At 64.5% G+C, this 15,058-nt stretch carries 11 protein-coding genes; 10 read left to right on the top strand and 1 reads right to left on the bottom strand.

What is annotated here, in order from left to right; translation table 11 throughout:
* Nucleotides 1–133: 133 nt before the first annotated feature.
* The gene (locus F2P44_RS18325; protein WP_167088482.1) at nt 134–598 is read right to left on the bottom strand and encodes a universal stress protein; all 465 of its coding nucleotides are present in this window, start codon (nt 596–598) and stop codon (nt 134–136) included.
* A 416-nt stretch (nt 599–1,014) separates the two neighbouring features.
* Between F2P44_RS18325 and F2P44_RS18320 the strand changes: the two genes are divergently transcribed.
* The 10 genes from F2P44_RS18320 to leuB all read left to right on the top strand — a co-directional run bounded on the left by F2P44_RS18320 (nt 1,015) and on the right by leuB (nt 15,032).
* A complete protein-coding gene (locus F2P44_RS18320; RefSeq protein WP_167088481.1) occupies nt 1,015–1,857 on the top strand; it encodes a protein phosphatase CheZ in 843 nt (280 codons plus the stop codon).
* Complete coding sequence (locus tag F2P44_RS18315) at nt 1,857–3,767, top strand: chemotaxis protein CheA (RefSeq protein ID WP_167088480.1); 1,911 nt, start codon at nt 1,857–1,859, stop codon at nt 3,765–3,767. The genes F2P44_RS18320 and F2P44_RS18315 overlap by 1 nt, the downstream gene beginning before the upstream one ends.
* Before the next feature lie 229 nt (nt 3,768–3,996).
* Nucleotides 3,997–5,538 (top strand): DUF805 domain-containing protein, encoded by a 1,542-nt coding sequence (locus F2P44_RS36405; protein WP_167088479.1) that lies wholly within the window; start codon nt 3,997–3,999, stop codon nt 5,536–5,538.
* A 17-nt stretch (nt 5,539–5,555) separates the two neighbouring features.
* Nucleotides 5,556–7,541, top strand: a complete 1,986-nt coding sequence (locus F2P44_RS18305; protein ID WP_167088478.1) for a DUF805 domain-containing protein — start codon at nt 5,556–5,558, stop codon at nt 7,539–7,541.
* A 271-nt stretch (nt 7,542–7,812) separates the two neighbouring features.
* On the top strand, nt 7,813–9,357 hold the full coding sequence (locus tag F2P44_RS36400; RefSeq protein WP_167088477.1) for a DUF805 domain-containing protein: 1,545 nt from the start codon (nt 7,813–7,815) through the stop codon (nt 9,355–9,357).
* A 144-nt stretch (nt 9,358–9,501) separates the two neighbouring features.
* A complete protein-coding gene (locus F2P44_RS18295) occupies nt 9,502–11,517 on the top strand; it encodes a DUF805 domain-containing protein (protein WP_167088476.1) in 2,016 nt (671 codons plus the stop codon).
* A 145-nt stretch (nt 11,518–11,662) separates the two neighbouring features.
* On the top strand, nt 11,663–13,066 hold the full coding sequence (gene leuC / locus F2P44_RS18290; RefSeq protein WP_167088475.1) for a 3-isopropylmalate dehydratase large subunit: 1,404 nt from the start codon (nt 11,663–11,665) through the stop codon (nt 13,064–13,066).
* Nucleotides 13,067–13,089: 23 nt separating this feature from the next.
* Nucleotides 13,090–13,212, top strand: coding sequence for an entericidin A/B family lipoprotein (locus F2P44_RS18285; protein ID WP_167088474.1), 123 nt, complete (start codon nt 13,090–13,092; stop codon nt 13,210–13,212).
* Between the two features lie 67 nt (nt 13,213–13,279).
* Nucleotides 13,280–13,927, top strand: coding sequence for a 3-isopropylmalate dehydratase small subunit (gene leuD / locus F2P44_RS18280; RefSeq protein ID WP_167088473.1), 648 nt, complete (start codon nt 13,280–13,282; stop codon nt 13,925–13,927).
* 34 nt (nt 13,928–13,961) lie between these two features.
* Nucleotides 13,962–15,032, top strand: a complete 1,071-nt coding sequence (gene leuB, locus F2P44_RS18275) for a 3-isopropylmalate dehydrogenase (protein WP_167088472.1) — start codon at nt 13,962–13,964, stop codon at nt 15,030–15,032.
* Nucleotides 15,033–15,058: the final 26 nt, after the last annotated feature.

Raw genomic sequence — 15,058 nt, 5'->3', positions numbered from 1 at the left:
CCGAATTCGCTGTCAAGCACGGCAAATCGGCTCACGTTTGAGCCTGAAATCGGAGACGGCCTCGCGGCTCGCCGCGTCCGCCTCGGTTTCGCGAGGTCAAATTCCGTCTGCCGCGCAGACTCCTAGGTAACCGCTAGGTTCCCGGTTCCTTGATCAGCCGGTGCACCAGTACCGGCTTGCTGGTGTGCGAGAGCACCTTGTTCGTCACGCTGCCCAGCAAGAGCTGGCCCCAGCCGCTGCGCCCGTGCGAACCCATGAAGATCAGGTCGCACTGGCGCTGCTCCGCCACCTCGACGATCTTGAGCGCGGCGGCATCGGCAAAGGCGGTCATGCCCTCGCAGCGCAGCCCCGCATCCTGCGCCGCCCGCAGGACCGAATCCAGGTGCTCCTGGCCGACGCGCCGCATCTGCGCCAGGTATTCCTCTTCGCTGGGATAGGAGGGCGGGATGATTTCCACGTACACCGGGTACTGGTACTCCGGCGCAACATAGAGGGCCAGCACATCGGCCCCCATCTGTTTGGCGAAATTGACGCCGGCACAGGCGGTGTGTTTCGATACCGCCGAGCCATCGGTCGTAATCAGGATCTTCCGATACATGATGAGTTCTCCCCGCAGCAAGTCGTATTCTGTATTGTAGTGCGCGTTCTGACGATTGATAGAACGCAAACCTTTGATCTTGATCAAATTGACAAGCAAGCTGGAGGCGGCTGATGTCCCATTTTTTTCCGGGCGCGGGCGAATTGCCACTGCCCGCAGCGCCGCACCTTCGAAATACAACACTCCACAGTGTCAATTGCACATCAAAGTCACGTTTTAATTGGCGATGGCACAAGTTTCGCGTGCCATTTTGGCGCGACCCATGCACAGTGATTTACCAAGGGCACTGCACGCTGCTAAACTCGCGTAAACCGGCGATGTTGCCGCGCATCATGCTCTGCCCCGAACTTGCATGGCACCACCAGACACCAGCAGATTGATTGCGAACACCTTACAAACATGGAGAAGCAGGGACTATGACCGACGCCGCTGATGATTTCGACGCATTATTCGAGGAAGTGTCCGCGCAGCGCAGCAGCGAACCGGCGCCCGCAGTTGCGCCGGCGCCGGCCGCGGCTGCTGAAGACGATATGGAAGCATTGTTCGACCAGGTCGCTTCGACCCGTCCGCCCGAGTCCGCGCCCGCCGCCGTGGCTGCGCCAGCCGCCGTCGCTGCCGTCCCCGCAGCGGAAGGCGCCGTCGACAGCGTCGAAACCGACGAACACGGCAAACCCATGTTCGAACGCCTGGGCGGCATCGTGCGCCTGCTGCACGACTCCCTGCGCGAACTGGGCTACGACAAGGCCCTGTCGGAAGCGTCGACCCAGATCGTCGATGCCCAGGACCGCCTCGAATACGTCGCCAGCCTGACCGAGCAGGCCGCCAACAAGGTCCTCAATACGCTCGACGAAGGCATGCCGGCGCAGGACGTGCTGTCGAAGAAAGCCAAGGTCATGGACACGCGCTGGGGCGACCTGTTCGCGGGCAAGCTCAGTATTGACGAATTCAAGACCCTGGCCGGCGACTCGCGCGCCTTTGCCCAGGCCGTCACCGACGCCACCGAAGCGGAAAAAGCGCGCCTGCTCGACATCATGATGGCCCAGGACTTCCAGGACATCACGGGCCAGCTGATCAAGAAAGTGGTGATCATCACCAAGACGGTGGAACACGAACTGGCCGAGCTGCTGCGCGATAACGCGCCGCCGGCCGTCCGCGAAAAACTGTTGCACAAGCCAGCGCTGATGTCGGGGCCATCGTTCCCGTCCGTCGCACTCGATCAAGACAATGTTGACGACTTACTTGCCGACCTGGGATTCTAATGGACGATATGCTCAAGGATTTCGTCGTCGAGGCGATGGATCTTGCAGTCAACGTAGAAGAACACCTGCTCGCCCTCGAGCGCGATCCGAACAATAAGGAAACGCTCAACGCGGTGTTTCGCTCGTTCCACACGATCAAGGGCGGGGCGGGCTTCATGAACCTGCCAGCCCTGGTGGCAGCCTGCCACCTGACCGAGAACCTGTTCGACGCGCTGCGCACCGGCGCCGCCCCGGTCACGCCGATCGCCATCGAAGCGGCGCTGCAAGCCTCCGGCTTCGTGGCCGACCAGCTGACCGACCTGTCGAACGGCGCCCGTCCCGAACAACTGGCCTCGATGCCCGACTCGCTCGAACGCATCCTGGTCAACGCCATCGAAGGCAAGGGCGACGCCCCGCCCAAGGCAGCCCCGGTGGCAGCGGCGGCACCCGCAGCGGTTGCCGCCGCCCCGGCCGCAGCCGCTCCCGTCGCAGCCGCCGCGTCCACCAGCACGCCCGGCGCCGATGGACTCGACTGGGAAGCCATGTTCATCTCGGTCACGCCGGCCGGTACCTACACGCCGGCCGACAAGCCTGCCGCCGCTCCCGCAGCCGCTCCCGCAGCCGCAGCCGCTCCCGTGGTGGCCGCCGCCGCGCACGCACCTGCCGCCGCCAAACCGGCTGGCGCCGACGCCGGCGCCGACCGGCGCGAAGAAAAAGTGCAGGAATTCCGCGCCGCCTCCGCGCCCGCCAAGGAAGACAGCATCCGCGTCGACGCCGTCAAGCTTGACGCCCTGCTCGAAGTGGCCGGCGAGTCGGTGCAGGCCGCCAACCAGGCCGCCGTGCTGCTCGAACGCCTGCTGCAATTCAAATTTGAAGGTCCCGCCGCCACCCTCATGGCGACCCTGACCGAAACGCTGGAACGCGCCTCGCGCTATTCGGCCGAACTGCAGCGCGCCACGCTGGCCACGCGCATGCAGCCAGTCGGACGCCTGTTCCAGAAATTCCCTCGCCTGGTGCGCGAACTGGCCAAGGACCTGGGCAAGGACGTCGAACTGACCATCGAAGGCGCCGAGACCGAAGTCGACCGCGTGGTGGTCGACAGCCTGTACGACCCGCTGGTGCACATGCTCAGAAATGCGCTCGACCACGGGGTCGAGTCGCCCGAAGACCGGCTCGCGGCCGGCAAGCCGTCCAAGGCCTTCATCTCGCTCAAGGCCTGGCAGGAAGCGAACAGCGTCATGATCGTGCTGCAGGACGATGGCAAAGGCATGGACCCGAACGCGCTGCGCCGCAAGGCCGTGCAAAAAGGCCTGATCAACGAAAACGGCGCCCAGAGCGACGAAGAAGCCTACCAGCTGGTATTCCTGCCGGGCTTTTCGACCAAGGAAGTGGCGTCCTCGGTGTCCGGGCGCGGAGTCGGCATGGACGTGGTCAAGACCGCCGTGGAAAAGAACCGTGGCGCGATCCACATCGATTCCTCGCTCGGCCACGGCACCAAGTTCGCGATCCGCCTGCCGATCGAACTGTCGATCGTGCCGACCATGCTGGTGTCGACCTCCGGCGCCGCCCTGGCGCTGCCGATGGCGGTGGTCCAGCGCGTGGTCGAACTGCCCGATAACTTCATGAACGTCGGCGGCGCGCCGGTGCTCAAGGACCAGGGCCGCCCGCTGCCGGTGCGTTCGCTGGCAAGCTCGCTCGGCTACGAAGCCTGTTCCGAAAAAGTCGGCATCGTGATCGCCGCGCCCCAGCCTTACATCCTCGCGGTGGAAGCGGTGGACGGTACCGCCGACCTGGTGATCAAGCCGATGACCGCCATCAGCGTCGACGGCATCACCGGCACCGCGCGCTCGGCCGAAGGCGAGCTGGTACTGGTGGTCGGCCTGTCGTTCCTCATGGATGGCTGCCGCGGCACCCTCAAAGTCGCCGCCTGATCGTCCCCAAGCGCTGCCGCCGGACCCGTCCCGCGGCAGCGTTTCCGTTTTTCTCCCGTATTGACGAGATTTCCATTGTCATGCCTTTTGTCGCATGACAGTATGGCATCGTTTATTTCTTCCTGAAAACCTCACTGAAAGTCATGCATCGATGGCGGCGGAAACTTTTGAGCAGGTGCTGAGCGTTGCACAGGCGGATGGATCCTTGCATCCGGCCTGGAAAAAATTGGTGAACACGCAGTTTTTCGTTCCCGTCAGATCGACTTCAGGCAGCGCCGCCAGCAGCGCCGAATTGCACCTGACCGATGCCGGGGGCGACGGCAAGCGCTCGATCCTGGTGGCCGAAGTGCGCGAGCGGGTCGAGCCGCCGCACGGCAGCGTGCTGACGGCGCTGCCGGGACTTGAGCTGGTGCGCATGCTGCAGCCCGGCGCCGGCATCCGCATTGCCTTGAGCGACCGGGTTTTCGAGATCGCCGGCGACCGGGTCGAATGGCTCAGGAAGGGCATCGAAGCGTCGCTGGCCAAGGCCGCCGCCAAGGCGCACGCCGCCGCATCGGCACCCGCACCCGCATCAACACCAGCACCAGCACCAGCACCAGCATCCGTGCCGGTTCGCGCAACTGAACCGGTGCGCGCGCCGGTCATCCTCGACAAGGCACCACCGGCCCGGGCCAGCGTTGGCCGACCTCCGGTCGCTGCCCTCGACATCGCCGCGCTCCAGCCGCGCAGCGTCGTCATGCCCACCATCGGCCTCGCCTTGTTCGTGCCGGCCGCCTGGCGCGAGAGCAGCACGCCCGGCGGCCTGCGTTTTCAGGACAAGCAGGGCGGCACGGTGCTGGAACTGACCGGATCGCTGCGTCCCAACGTCTCGCTGACCCAGTGGATGAGCAACCGCGTCGGCATGGTGCAGCAGCAAATGCCCTACCTGACGCAGGACGGCGCTGCATACGACCTTCACGGCGAAGGCTGGGGCGAGCGCATCGAAGGCAAGGCCGCCGAATTTAGCGGCACGTTCGCCGGCGACAAAGCCGCGAGCCGCTTCCTGCTGGCCTGTTTGCGCATTGAGGGCACCGTGGTGGCGATCACGATCCATGCCCCGGACGCCAGCTTCGAGCAAAACCGCGCCGTGTACCAATGGCTGCTCGGCCGCGTCAACATCAAGCCGGTGGCGGCCGAGCGATACAGCATGGCGGTCGTTTCCGGCGGTGCCAGCGTCAATGCGCTGGAGGCCGGGGTCTACAGCGTCTCGGCGGCCTCCATCGGCGGCGCTGGCGGCGCGCAGCGCGAAGCGGGCGATGCACCTGGAATGCTCGGCTTGTCGATGAAAGGCCGCATCGGCCGGCTGCGGGCAATGGCCTACTCGACGCCGTTCATCGTTGCTACCGGCGTCCTGGTGGCGGCGGCTGTCGTGGTTGGAACGGATGCGAGCGTGGCCATCTATTCCATCGGCGCCCTGGCTGGCATTGCCACGATCTATCTGTCCATACGGCTGATGGTGTTGCGCATGCACGATGTGAACCTGAGCGGCAAATGGCTGATCGGCTTTTTCGGGGCCATGGTGCTGATGGGCGCCTTCGACCAGAAGGAGTTCATGGTCGCGGCGTCGGCCATTTTCTGGTTAGGATCGATGCTCGTTTACTGCCTGGTTCCAGGCACCGACGGCGAGAATGATTATGGCGACGAGAGCGGTCCCGATTCCACCCTGGTCAAGGTGGGTGCGGGACTGTTCATCCTCCTGCAAGTCGTTTTCCTGTTGGGCAGGCTAAGGTAGATAACGGACGTTCATCGATGGTGCTGGAAAATTTTGAGCAAGTGCTCGCCGCTGCACAGGCGGACGGATCGTTAAATCCGGCGTGGAAAAAATTCGTCAATACCACGTTTTTCGTGCCTGTCGTCCGGCCGCCCGGCGCCGAGGCCGGCGGCATCACGCTGCACCTGTCCGGTCGCAGCGGCAGCGCCGGGCAGTCGATCCTGATCTCGGAAGTGCGCGAGCGGGTCGAGCGGGATCACGGCGGCGCCATCGCCTCGCTGTCGGGCGCGGACGTGGTGCGCATGCTGCACGCCGAAGCGGGCATTGTGCTTGCCCTGAGCGAGCGCACTTTCGACATCGCCCGGGACCGGGTCGAGTGGCTCAGGAAGGGCATGGAAGCGTCGCTTGCCAAGGCCGCCGCCACGGCGCGCACAGCGGCGGGGGCGCCGGTAGGGGTCGTCTCCGCGCAGGCACCGCCCGCCCCGGCAAGGCAGCAGGCCGGCGCACCGCTCGACGTCGCCGCCCTCAAGCCGCGCAACGTCGCCATCGCCGATATCGGCCTCGCCTTCTTCGTGCCGGCCGACTGGCGCCAGAGCAGCGTGCCGAGGGGCTTGCGCTTTCGCGACGACAGCAGCGGCAGCGTGCTCGATGCGACCGGTCTTCACCGTCCCAACGTCTCGCTGAGCCAGTGGGTCGGCATGCGCCTGGCGATCGTGCAGCACGAAATGCGCTACCTCAAGCAAGATGGCGAACCGTACGACATCGACGGCGACGACTGGGGCGACCGGGTCAAGGGCAAGGCCATGGAATTTACCGGCACCTTCCCCGGCGACGAATGCGAAAGCCGCTATCTGGTCGCCTGCATCCGCATAGATGGCACCGTGTGCGCCATGGCGATACGCGCACCGGCTGCCGCCTTCGAGCAAAACCGGGCCCTGTACAAGTGGTTCCTGAGCCGGATCGACATCGTCGCTGGGCCGGCCGGAGTGTACGGCGCGCCGGCATCAGGCGCCGGGGTGATCGAAGCGGGCGACGAGCCGGGCGTGTTCGGCTTCTCGATGCGAGGCCGCATCGGCCGCATGCGCGCGCTGGCGTATTCGCTGCCGGTGTTCCTGCCGCTGGTCCTGCTGGCCATCGGGAGCGCCTCGATCCTGCCGAAAATATCGCGCGGCGGGAGTTCCGCGATCCTGGTGGGCATCGCTGTGTTGATGTTTTTCTGCGTGCGCCTGATGGTGCTGCGCCTGCACGACGTGAACGTGAGTGGCAAGTGGCTGCTCGGGTTCATGTTGGCCATCGGCCTCGGTGCGGCACTGGGCAAGGAGAACTTCGTCATCGTCGCGTCGCTGATGTTCTGGATCGGATCGATGCTCACCTACTGCTTCGTGCGAGGCAGCGACGGCGACAACGATTACGGCGACGCGCCCGGCCCCGATTCCAACCTCGTCAAGCTCGGCGCGGGCATGCTCATCTTCCTGCAGGCGGCCTCGATCGGGCGGCATTTGCAGAAGAACGGCTTCGGCGACGGCCAGGTTCCCAACCCGGTACATTATCTCGACCGCACCACGCCGGTCGACCCCAATGTCTGGTTCTGGGCCTCGCCCGACAAGAACATGACGGTCGATTTTCCCGGCAAGCCGCAGGAAATGGCTACGCCGGAAGCGCTGCAGGCGCGCCCCGGCAGCGGCGTCACGCGGCAATTCAGCACCACGGCGGAAGGCCGGATCTACCTGGTACAAGCGGTCGACTATGGACAGACGCCGCTCGACGCCGAGCTCGTTGTGCTCGCGATGCGGGCGTCGGTGATCGGCGCCGAGGGCGAACTGGTGAGTGAAAAGATGAGCCTGTTTTTCATGGGCCATCCGGGAGGCGAGGTCAAGGTACGGCTCCCGGGTGGGGTCATGCGCTCGGCCCGGTTTGCCGTGGCCGGCTCAACAACGTACATGGCGCTGGCCGTATCGAAGAGCGACCCGGCATCGACGGCAAGGGTCGACGAGTTCCTTCGATCGTTCACCCTGACCCGCTAAGCCAAGCGATCGTTCGTCAATGCGATACATTAAGTGAATAAACTTCAGCCTCGGACCAGCTCCGGGGCGGTGCGCAGTTTCCCGCGTTCCTTCCCATATTTACAACAGTCAAGTTGTCTTGCCGATCAATACATGGCACGATGGCGACCAAATTCTTGCAAAAAGAAAACTAATATTAATAATGGTAAATAAAATGGCGTCGGAAACTTTTGAGCAAGTGCTCACCGCAGCGCAGGCGAATGGTTCGATCAACCCAGCGTGGAAAAAATTCGTGAATACGAAGTTTTTCGTTCCCGTCGTCCAGCCTGGCGCCAGTGAGAGCGGCGGCGTCAAGCTGCGCACGCGCGACAGCAAGGGCGACGGCTTGCGTTCGATCGTGATTTCGGAAGTCCGCGAACGGGCCGAAGATGGGCAAGGCAGCCTGCTGGCCGCGCTCTCGGGCGCCGATGTGGTGCGCTTGCTGCAGGCCGATGTCGCGATCCTGGTGGCGCTGAGCGACCGCAGCTTCGACATCGCCCACGAGCGCGTGGCCTGGCTCAGGAATAGCATCGAAGCGTCGCTGGCCAAGGCCGCCGCCGCCAAGGCCGGCGCAGCCGCGACTGTGCACGCAGCCGCGCCGGCTCCGGCGCCCGCAGCGGTCGTTCTCGACAAGCCTGCCCCGGTGCGGCGTGCCGCCAGTGGTCCGCTCGATGTCGCCGCGCTCAAGCCGCGCTACGCCACCATCGCCCAGATCGGCTTGCAATTTTTTGTGCCGGCCGCATGGCGCAAGTCCACCATGGCGGACGGCTTGCGCTTTCATGACGACAGCACCGGCACGGTGCTCGAAGCGGTCGGTTATGTGCGTCCCCGAGTCTCGCTCAACAAGTGGGTGGAAACGCGCCTGGCGGTGGTCAAGGACGACATGCGCTACCTGAAGCAAGCCGGCGAAGCTTACGCCATCGACGGCTTCGAGTGGGGCGACCGGGTCACCGGCAAGGCCATCGAATTTACCGGGACCGTTCCCGGCGACGCGTTCGAGAGCCGCTGCCTGGTCGCCCTCGTGCGCATCGACGGCATCGTGGTGGCGATCACGATCCGCGCGCCGGCGGACGATTTCGAGCACAACCGCTCCCTGTACAAGTGGCTCCTGACCCGCGTCGAATTCGATGAGACCGTCGCGGCCGAGCCTTACCAGGGGCCCGGCTACGCCGACCGCGTCGCGGTCGATCCTTACCGCGCGCCCGCATCGGGGCGCGGCTACGCCGACCTGGAGCAGCCGCGCGACGAGCCGGGCGCGTTTGGCTTCTCAATGGAAGGCCGCATCGGCCGCCTGCGCGCGCTGGCGTATTCGCTGGTGGCGTTCATGCCGTTGATCGTGCTGGCCGTGGCGTTGGGAATCCTGTCGCCGAAAGGCGCTTCCGGCGCGATGGGCGCGATTGGCGTCGGTGTCATTTTTTCGATGTTGTTCTGCGTGCGGCTGCTGGTGCTGCGCATGCACGACGTGAACCTGAGCGGCAAGTGGATTTTTGGGTTCCTTCTCGCCGTGTGCGTGGCCGGCGCCTTGGGCGGCCGCAATTTCGCCAACGTCGCCTCGATCATTTTCTGGCTCGGCGTGATGATCATCTACTGCTTCATTCCCGGCACCGACGGCGAGAACGAGTTCGGCGAGGCCCCGGGTCCGGATTCCACCCTGATCAAGGTCGGCGCGGGCGTGTTCGTCGCCCTCCAGGTGTTTTCGCTGGTGGGGCAGTCAAAGATGCGCAACTTGGATGCGCGCAAGGTGCCGGACGTGACGTCCGCTTCCGCGTCCGGGCGCGGCACGCCGGTGCCGAACTAGGTGTGGACCTCGCCCGACGGTGGCATGACGATCGAGTTTCCGCAGACCAGGCCGCGAGCCGCTTCCTGCTGGCCTGTTTGCGCATCGAGGGCGCCGTGGTGGCGATCACGATCCGGCTATCATTTCATTGAAAGTTAATATTAGATGTCGCAAGATTTCGAGCAGGTGCTCAGCGCCGCGCAGGCGAACGGATTGTTGAATCCGGCATGGAAAAAATTCGTTCACACCAAATTTTTTGTTCCAGTCGTTCGGCCGCCCGGCAGCGATGCTGCCAACATCAGCTTGCACCTGTCCGATACCGCCGGCGCCACTGGGCAGTCGATCCTGATCTCGGAAGTGCGCGAGCGGGTCGAGCGGCATCACGGCAGCGCCATCGATTCGCTGTCCGGCGCGGACGTGGTGCGCATGCTGCACGCCGAAGCGGGCATCCTGGTCGCCCTGAGCGACCGCAGCTTCGCCATCGCCAGGGACCGGGTCGAGTGGCTCAGGAAGGGCATCGAAGCGTCGCTGGCCAGGGCCGCTGCGGCGGCGCGCGATTCGGCGGCGACGCTCGCGCCGGCACCGGTCGTCCCGGCGCAGCCAGCGCCCGCCGCGGTACGGCAACAGGCCGGCGCCCCGCTCGATATCGCCGCCCTCAAGCCGCGCAACGTCACCATCGCCGGTATCGGCCTTGCCTTCTTCGTTCCCGCCGACTGGCGCCAGAGCAGCATGCCAAGGGGCTTGCGCTTTCACGCCGACAGCAGCGGCAGCGTGCTCGAAGCGAGCGGTCTTCGCCGTCCCGACGTGTCGCTGAACCAGTGGGTGGGCATGCGCCTGGCGCTTGTGCGGCACGAAATGCGCTACCTCAAGCAGGATGGCGAACCGTACGACATCGACGGCGCAGAGTGGGGCGACCGGGTCAAGGGCAAGGCCATCGAATTTACCGGCACCTTTCCGGGCGATGAATCCGAGAGCCGCTACCTGGTCGCCTGCATCCGCATCGACGGCACCGTATGCGCCATCACGATACGCGCTCCCGTCGCCGCTTTCGAGCAAAACCGGGCCCTGTACCAGTGGTTCCTGAGCCGGGTCGATATCGTCGCTGCGCCCGCCGGGGTGTATGGCACGCCAGCATCGACCGGCGGCAGCGCCGCGGCGAGCCAACAGCAGGACGCGCCGGGCGTGTTCGGCTTGTCGATGGAAGGGCGCATCGGCCGCCTGCGCGCGCTGGCCTATGCCTTGCCGGTCTTCCTGCCGCTGATCCTGATCGCCGTGCTGGCCCCGGTGATTGCGCCGAAAGGCCAGTTCGCCGCCTTTGCCGCAATCCTTGCCGGCGCCGTGATCGCGATGTTTTTCTGCGTGCGCCTGATGGTGCTGCGCCTGCACGACGTGAACATCAGCGGCAAGTGGCTGTTCTGGTTCATCCTGGCCATTGCGCTCGGCGCAGCCGCGGGCCAGAAGAATTTCGTCAGCGTCGCCTCGGCCATTTTCTGGTTCGGATCGATGATGATCTACTGCGTCATTGCGGGCACCGGCGGCGACAACGATTTCGGCGAGGTGCCGGGTCCCGATTCCAATGTGATCAAGTTCTGGGCAGGCTTGTTCATCGTCCTGCAGATCATCGGCATGGGGAGGGCGGCAATAGTTCAGGGCGGCCGCTACCGCCAGGTGCCCAACCCCTTCCATGACCTCAGCCGTACCACGCCGGTCGACCCGAACGTCTATTTCTGGGTGTCGCCCGACCGCGAGCTGCTCATCGACTTCCCGGGCGAACCGAAGAAAGTGCCCATCCCGCCGGCACTGCGCGCACGACTGGGCGGCGCAAACGCGCAGCAGTCCGTCGCGATGGCGGAAGGACGGGAATACACCGTGCAGATCATCGACTTCGGCGCGGCGGCCCCCGACGTCGGCAAGGTCCTGCAGATCCTGCAGGACGCGGCGGCCGGCACCGACGGCGAGCTGGTGTCGCGCGAGACGGGCTGGGATTCCGATCGCCATCAGCGAGGGTCGGTCAAGGTCAGGCTTCCGGGCGGCATGATGCGTTCGCTCAGTTTCGGCTTGGCCGGCTCCAAGGCGTACGTGGCAACTGCCTTCTACAAGGACGACCCGGCATCGAGGGTAAGGGTCGAGGAATTCTTCAGTTCCTTCCGCATGCCGCGTCGACCAGCCATCGTTCGTTAATCCGATACGTTAAGTGAATAAACTTCAGTAAAGGCGTATCGAAAACTGCGAAAGTATCAAAATGGGGCAAGGCTTACTGCGCTGCACAAATATGGCATAATCAAATGCGGTACTTGATTCATGCAGTCGCCTACTACCTTCCATCATGATAAAAACGCTCTACGACAAACTCTGGGAATCGCACATCGTGCGTTCCGACGACGACGGTACGACGGTGCTTTACATCGACCGCCACCTGCTGCATGAAGTGACCAGCCCACAGGCCTTCGATGGCCTGCGCGCCGCCAACCGCAAGCTATGGCGCAATTCGGCCAACCTCGCGGTGGCCGACCACAACGTGCCGACCACCGACCGCAAGGACGGCATCCTTGACCCCACCTCGCGCCTGCAGGTCGAAACGCTGGACGCCAACTCCAAGAGTTACGGCCTGACCTACTTCAACATGAACGACAAGCGCCAGGGCATCGTGCACGTGATCGGTCCGGAGCAGGGCGCCACCTTGCCCGGCATGACGGTGGTATGCGGCGACTCGCACACCTCCACCCATGGCGCTTTCGGCTGCCTGGCGCACGGCATCGGCACGTCCGAGGTCGAACACGTGCTGGCAACGCAAACGCTGCTGGCCAAGAAATCGAAGTCGATGCTGGTGCAGGTCGACGGCGTGCTGCCGGCCGGGGTGACCGCCAAGGATATCGTGCTGGCCGTGATCGGCAAGATCGGCACCGCCGGCGGCACCGGCTACGCCATCGAATTCGGCGGCGCCGCGATCCGCGCGCTGTCGATGGAAGGGCGCATGACGGTCTGTAACATGGCGATCGAAGCGGGCGCGCGCGCCGGCATGATCGGCGTGGACGACACCACCATCAATTACGTCAAGGGCCGCCCTTACGCGCCGGCCGGTCCGCACTGGGACCGCGCGGTCGACTACTGGCGCACCTTGCATTCGGACCAGGGCGCCCAGTTCGACATGGTCGTGCTGCTCAACGCCGCCGACGTCAAGCCGCAGGTCACCTGGGGCACCTCGCCCGAAATGGTCACCTCGATCGATGGCCGCGTGCCCGATCCCGACCAGGAAAAAGACGCCGTGCGGCGCGACGCCATGGAAAAGGCGCTGGTCTACATGAACCTCCAGCCCAACACCCTGATCGCCGACATCCGCATCGACAAGGTGTTCATCGGTTCGTGCACAAATTCGCGCATCGAAGATTTGCGCGCGGCTGCGGCCGTGGTGCGCGGCAAGCACCGCGCGTCCAACGTGCGCCTGGCGCTGGTGGTGCCGGGCTCCGGGCTGGTGAAAGACCAGGCCGAGCGCGAAGGACTGGACAAGATTTTCAAGGACGCGGGCTTCGAATGGCGCGAGCCAGGCTGCTCGATGTGCCTTGCCATGAATGCCGACCGGCTTGAGCCGGGCGAGCGCTGCGCCTCGACCTCGAACCGCAATTTCGAAGGTCGCCAGGGGCAGGGCGGGCGTACCCACCTGGTATCGCCCGCCATGGCGGCGGCGGCCGGCATCACCGGCCATTTCGTCGACGTGCGCGCACTGCGCTAACATCCATCGTCAGTGAGTTTGTAATGAAAAAGCTGTTTGCCCTGTTCGCCATCGCACTGCTGCTCGCCGCTTGCAACACCGTATCGGGCCTTGGCAAGGACATTCAAAAAGTCGGCCAGAAAATAGACGGCGCCGGCAAAAAATAACAGGCGGCTCCGCGGACCGCCGCGTCGCTCCCGCCCAGGCGGGGGCGCGCCCACACTGCAAAAGACCATGGATAAATTTACGATATACGAAGGCCTGGTGGCCCCGCTCGACCGCGCCAACGTCGACACCGACGCCATCATCCCCAAGCAGTTCCTCAAGTCGATCCTGCGTACCGGCTTCGGCCCCAATCTGTTCGACGAATGGCGCTATCTCGACCACGGCGAGCCGGGCAAGGATAACAGCAGCCGTCCGCTCAATCCCGACTTCGTACTCAACGAGGCGCGCTACCAGGGCGCCTCGATCCTGCTCACGCGCAAAAACTTCGGCTGCGGCTCCTCGCGCGAACACGCGCCGTGGGCGCTCGACCAGTATGGTTTCCGCGCCATCGTCGCACCGAGCTTCGCCGATATCTTCTTCAACAACTGCTACAAGAGCGGCCTGCTGCCGATCGTCCTCACCGAGTCGCAGGTCGAGCACCTGTTCAACGAAGTCAAGGCGTTCCCGGGCTTTCGCCTGGTGGTGGACCTGGAGCAGCAGCGCATCTCGACGAGCAACGGTTCGCTCACGTATGAATTCCAGATCGACCCGTTCCGCAAATACTGCCTGTTGAATGGCCTGGACGACATCGGCCTGACCTTGCGCCACGCGGACGAGATCCGCGCCTTCGAAGAGCGCCACCTGGCGGCCCAGCCCTGGCTGGCCAACGTCATCTGAACCCCACGCATTATCTGACGACAAGAGAGATCACATGAAGATTGCAATCCTGCCGGGCGACGGCATCGGCCCTGAAATCATGGCGCAAGCGGTCAAGGTACTGAACGTCCTTGGCGAACAATTTGAAATGGAAACGGCCGACGTCGGCGGCGCCGGCTACGCCGCCCACGGCCACCCGCTGCCGCCGGCCACGCTGGCGCTGGCCAAGAGCGCCGACGCGGTGCTGTTCGGCGCCGTCGGCGACTTCAAGTACGACACCCTGGAGCGCTCGCTGCGCCCGGAACAGGCCATCCTCGGCTTGCGCAAGGAACTGGGGCTGTTCGCCAACCTGCGTCCGGCGATCCTGTATCCGGAACTGGCCGGCGCGTCGACCCTCAAGCCCGAAGTGGTATCGGGCCTGGACATCCTGATCATCCGCGAACTGACCGGCGACATCTATTTCGGCAAGCCGCGCGGCGTGCGCGAATGCCCGGACGGCCCGTTCAAGGGCGAGCGCGAAGGCTTCGACACCATGCGCTACGCCGAAACGGAAATCCGCCGCATCGCGCACGTGGCCTTCCAGGCCGCGCAAAAGCGCAGCAAGCGCGTCACCAGCGTGGACAAGGCCAATGTGCTGGAGACGTTCCAGTTCTGGCGCGACATCGTCACCGACGTGCACAAGGAATATCCGGACATCGAGCTCGATCACATGTACGTCGATAACGCCGCCATGCAGCTGGTGCGCGCGCCGAAGAAATTCGACGTCATGGTCACCGGGAACATGTTCGGCGATATTTTGTCCGACTGCGCGGCCATGCTCACCGGTTCGATCGGCATGCTGCCATCGGCCTCGCTCGACGCCAGCAACAAGGGCTTGTACGAGCCTTCGCACGGTTCCGCGCCCGACATCGCCGGCAAGGGCATCGCCAATCCGCTGGCGACGATTTTGTCGGCCGCGATGATGCTGCGCTTCTCGCTCGGTAAAACCGAGCAGGCCGAGCGCATCGAGACCGCGGTCAAGAAGGTGCTGGCGCAGGGCTTGCGCACCGGGGATATTTTTGAAGCCGGTACCACCAAGGTCGGTACCGAGGAAATGGGCAATGCAGTGGTCAAGGCGCTTGGGTAAAGCAGTCTCTTACATTAACGAGGAAA

The sequence above is a fragment of the Massilia frigida genome, from assembly GCF_011682175.1.
GTDB lineage: Bacteria > Pseudomonadota > Gammaproteobacteria > Burkholderiales > Burkholderiaceae_D > Telluria_A > Telluria_A frigida.
This window is presented reverse-complemented; position numbering and strand designations above follow the sequence as displayed.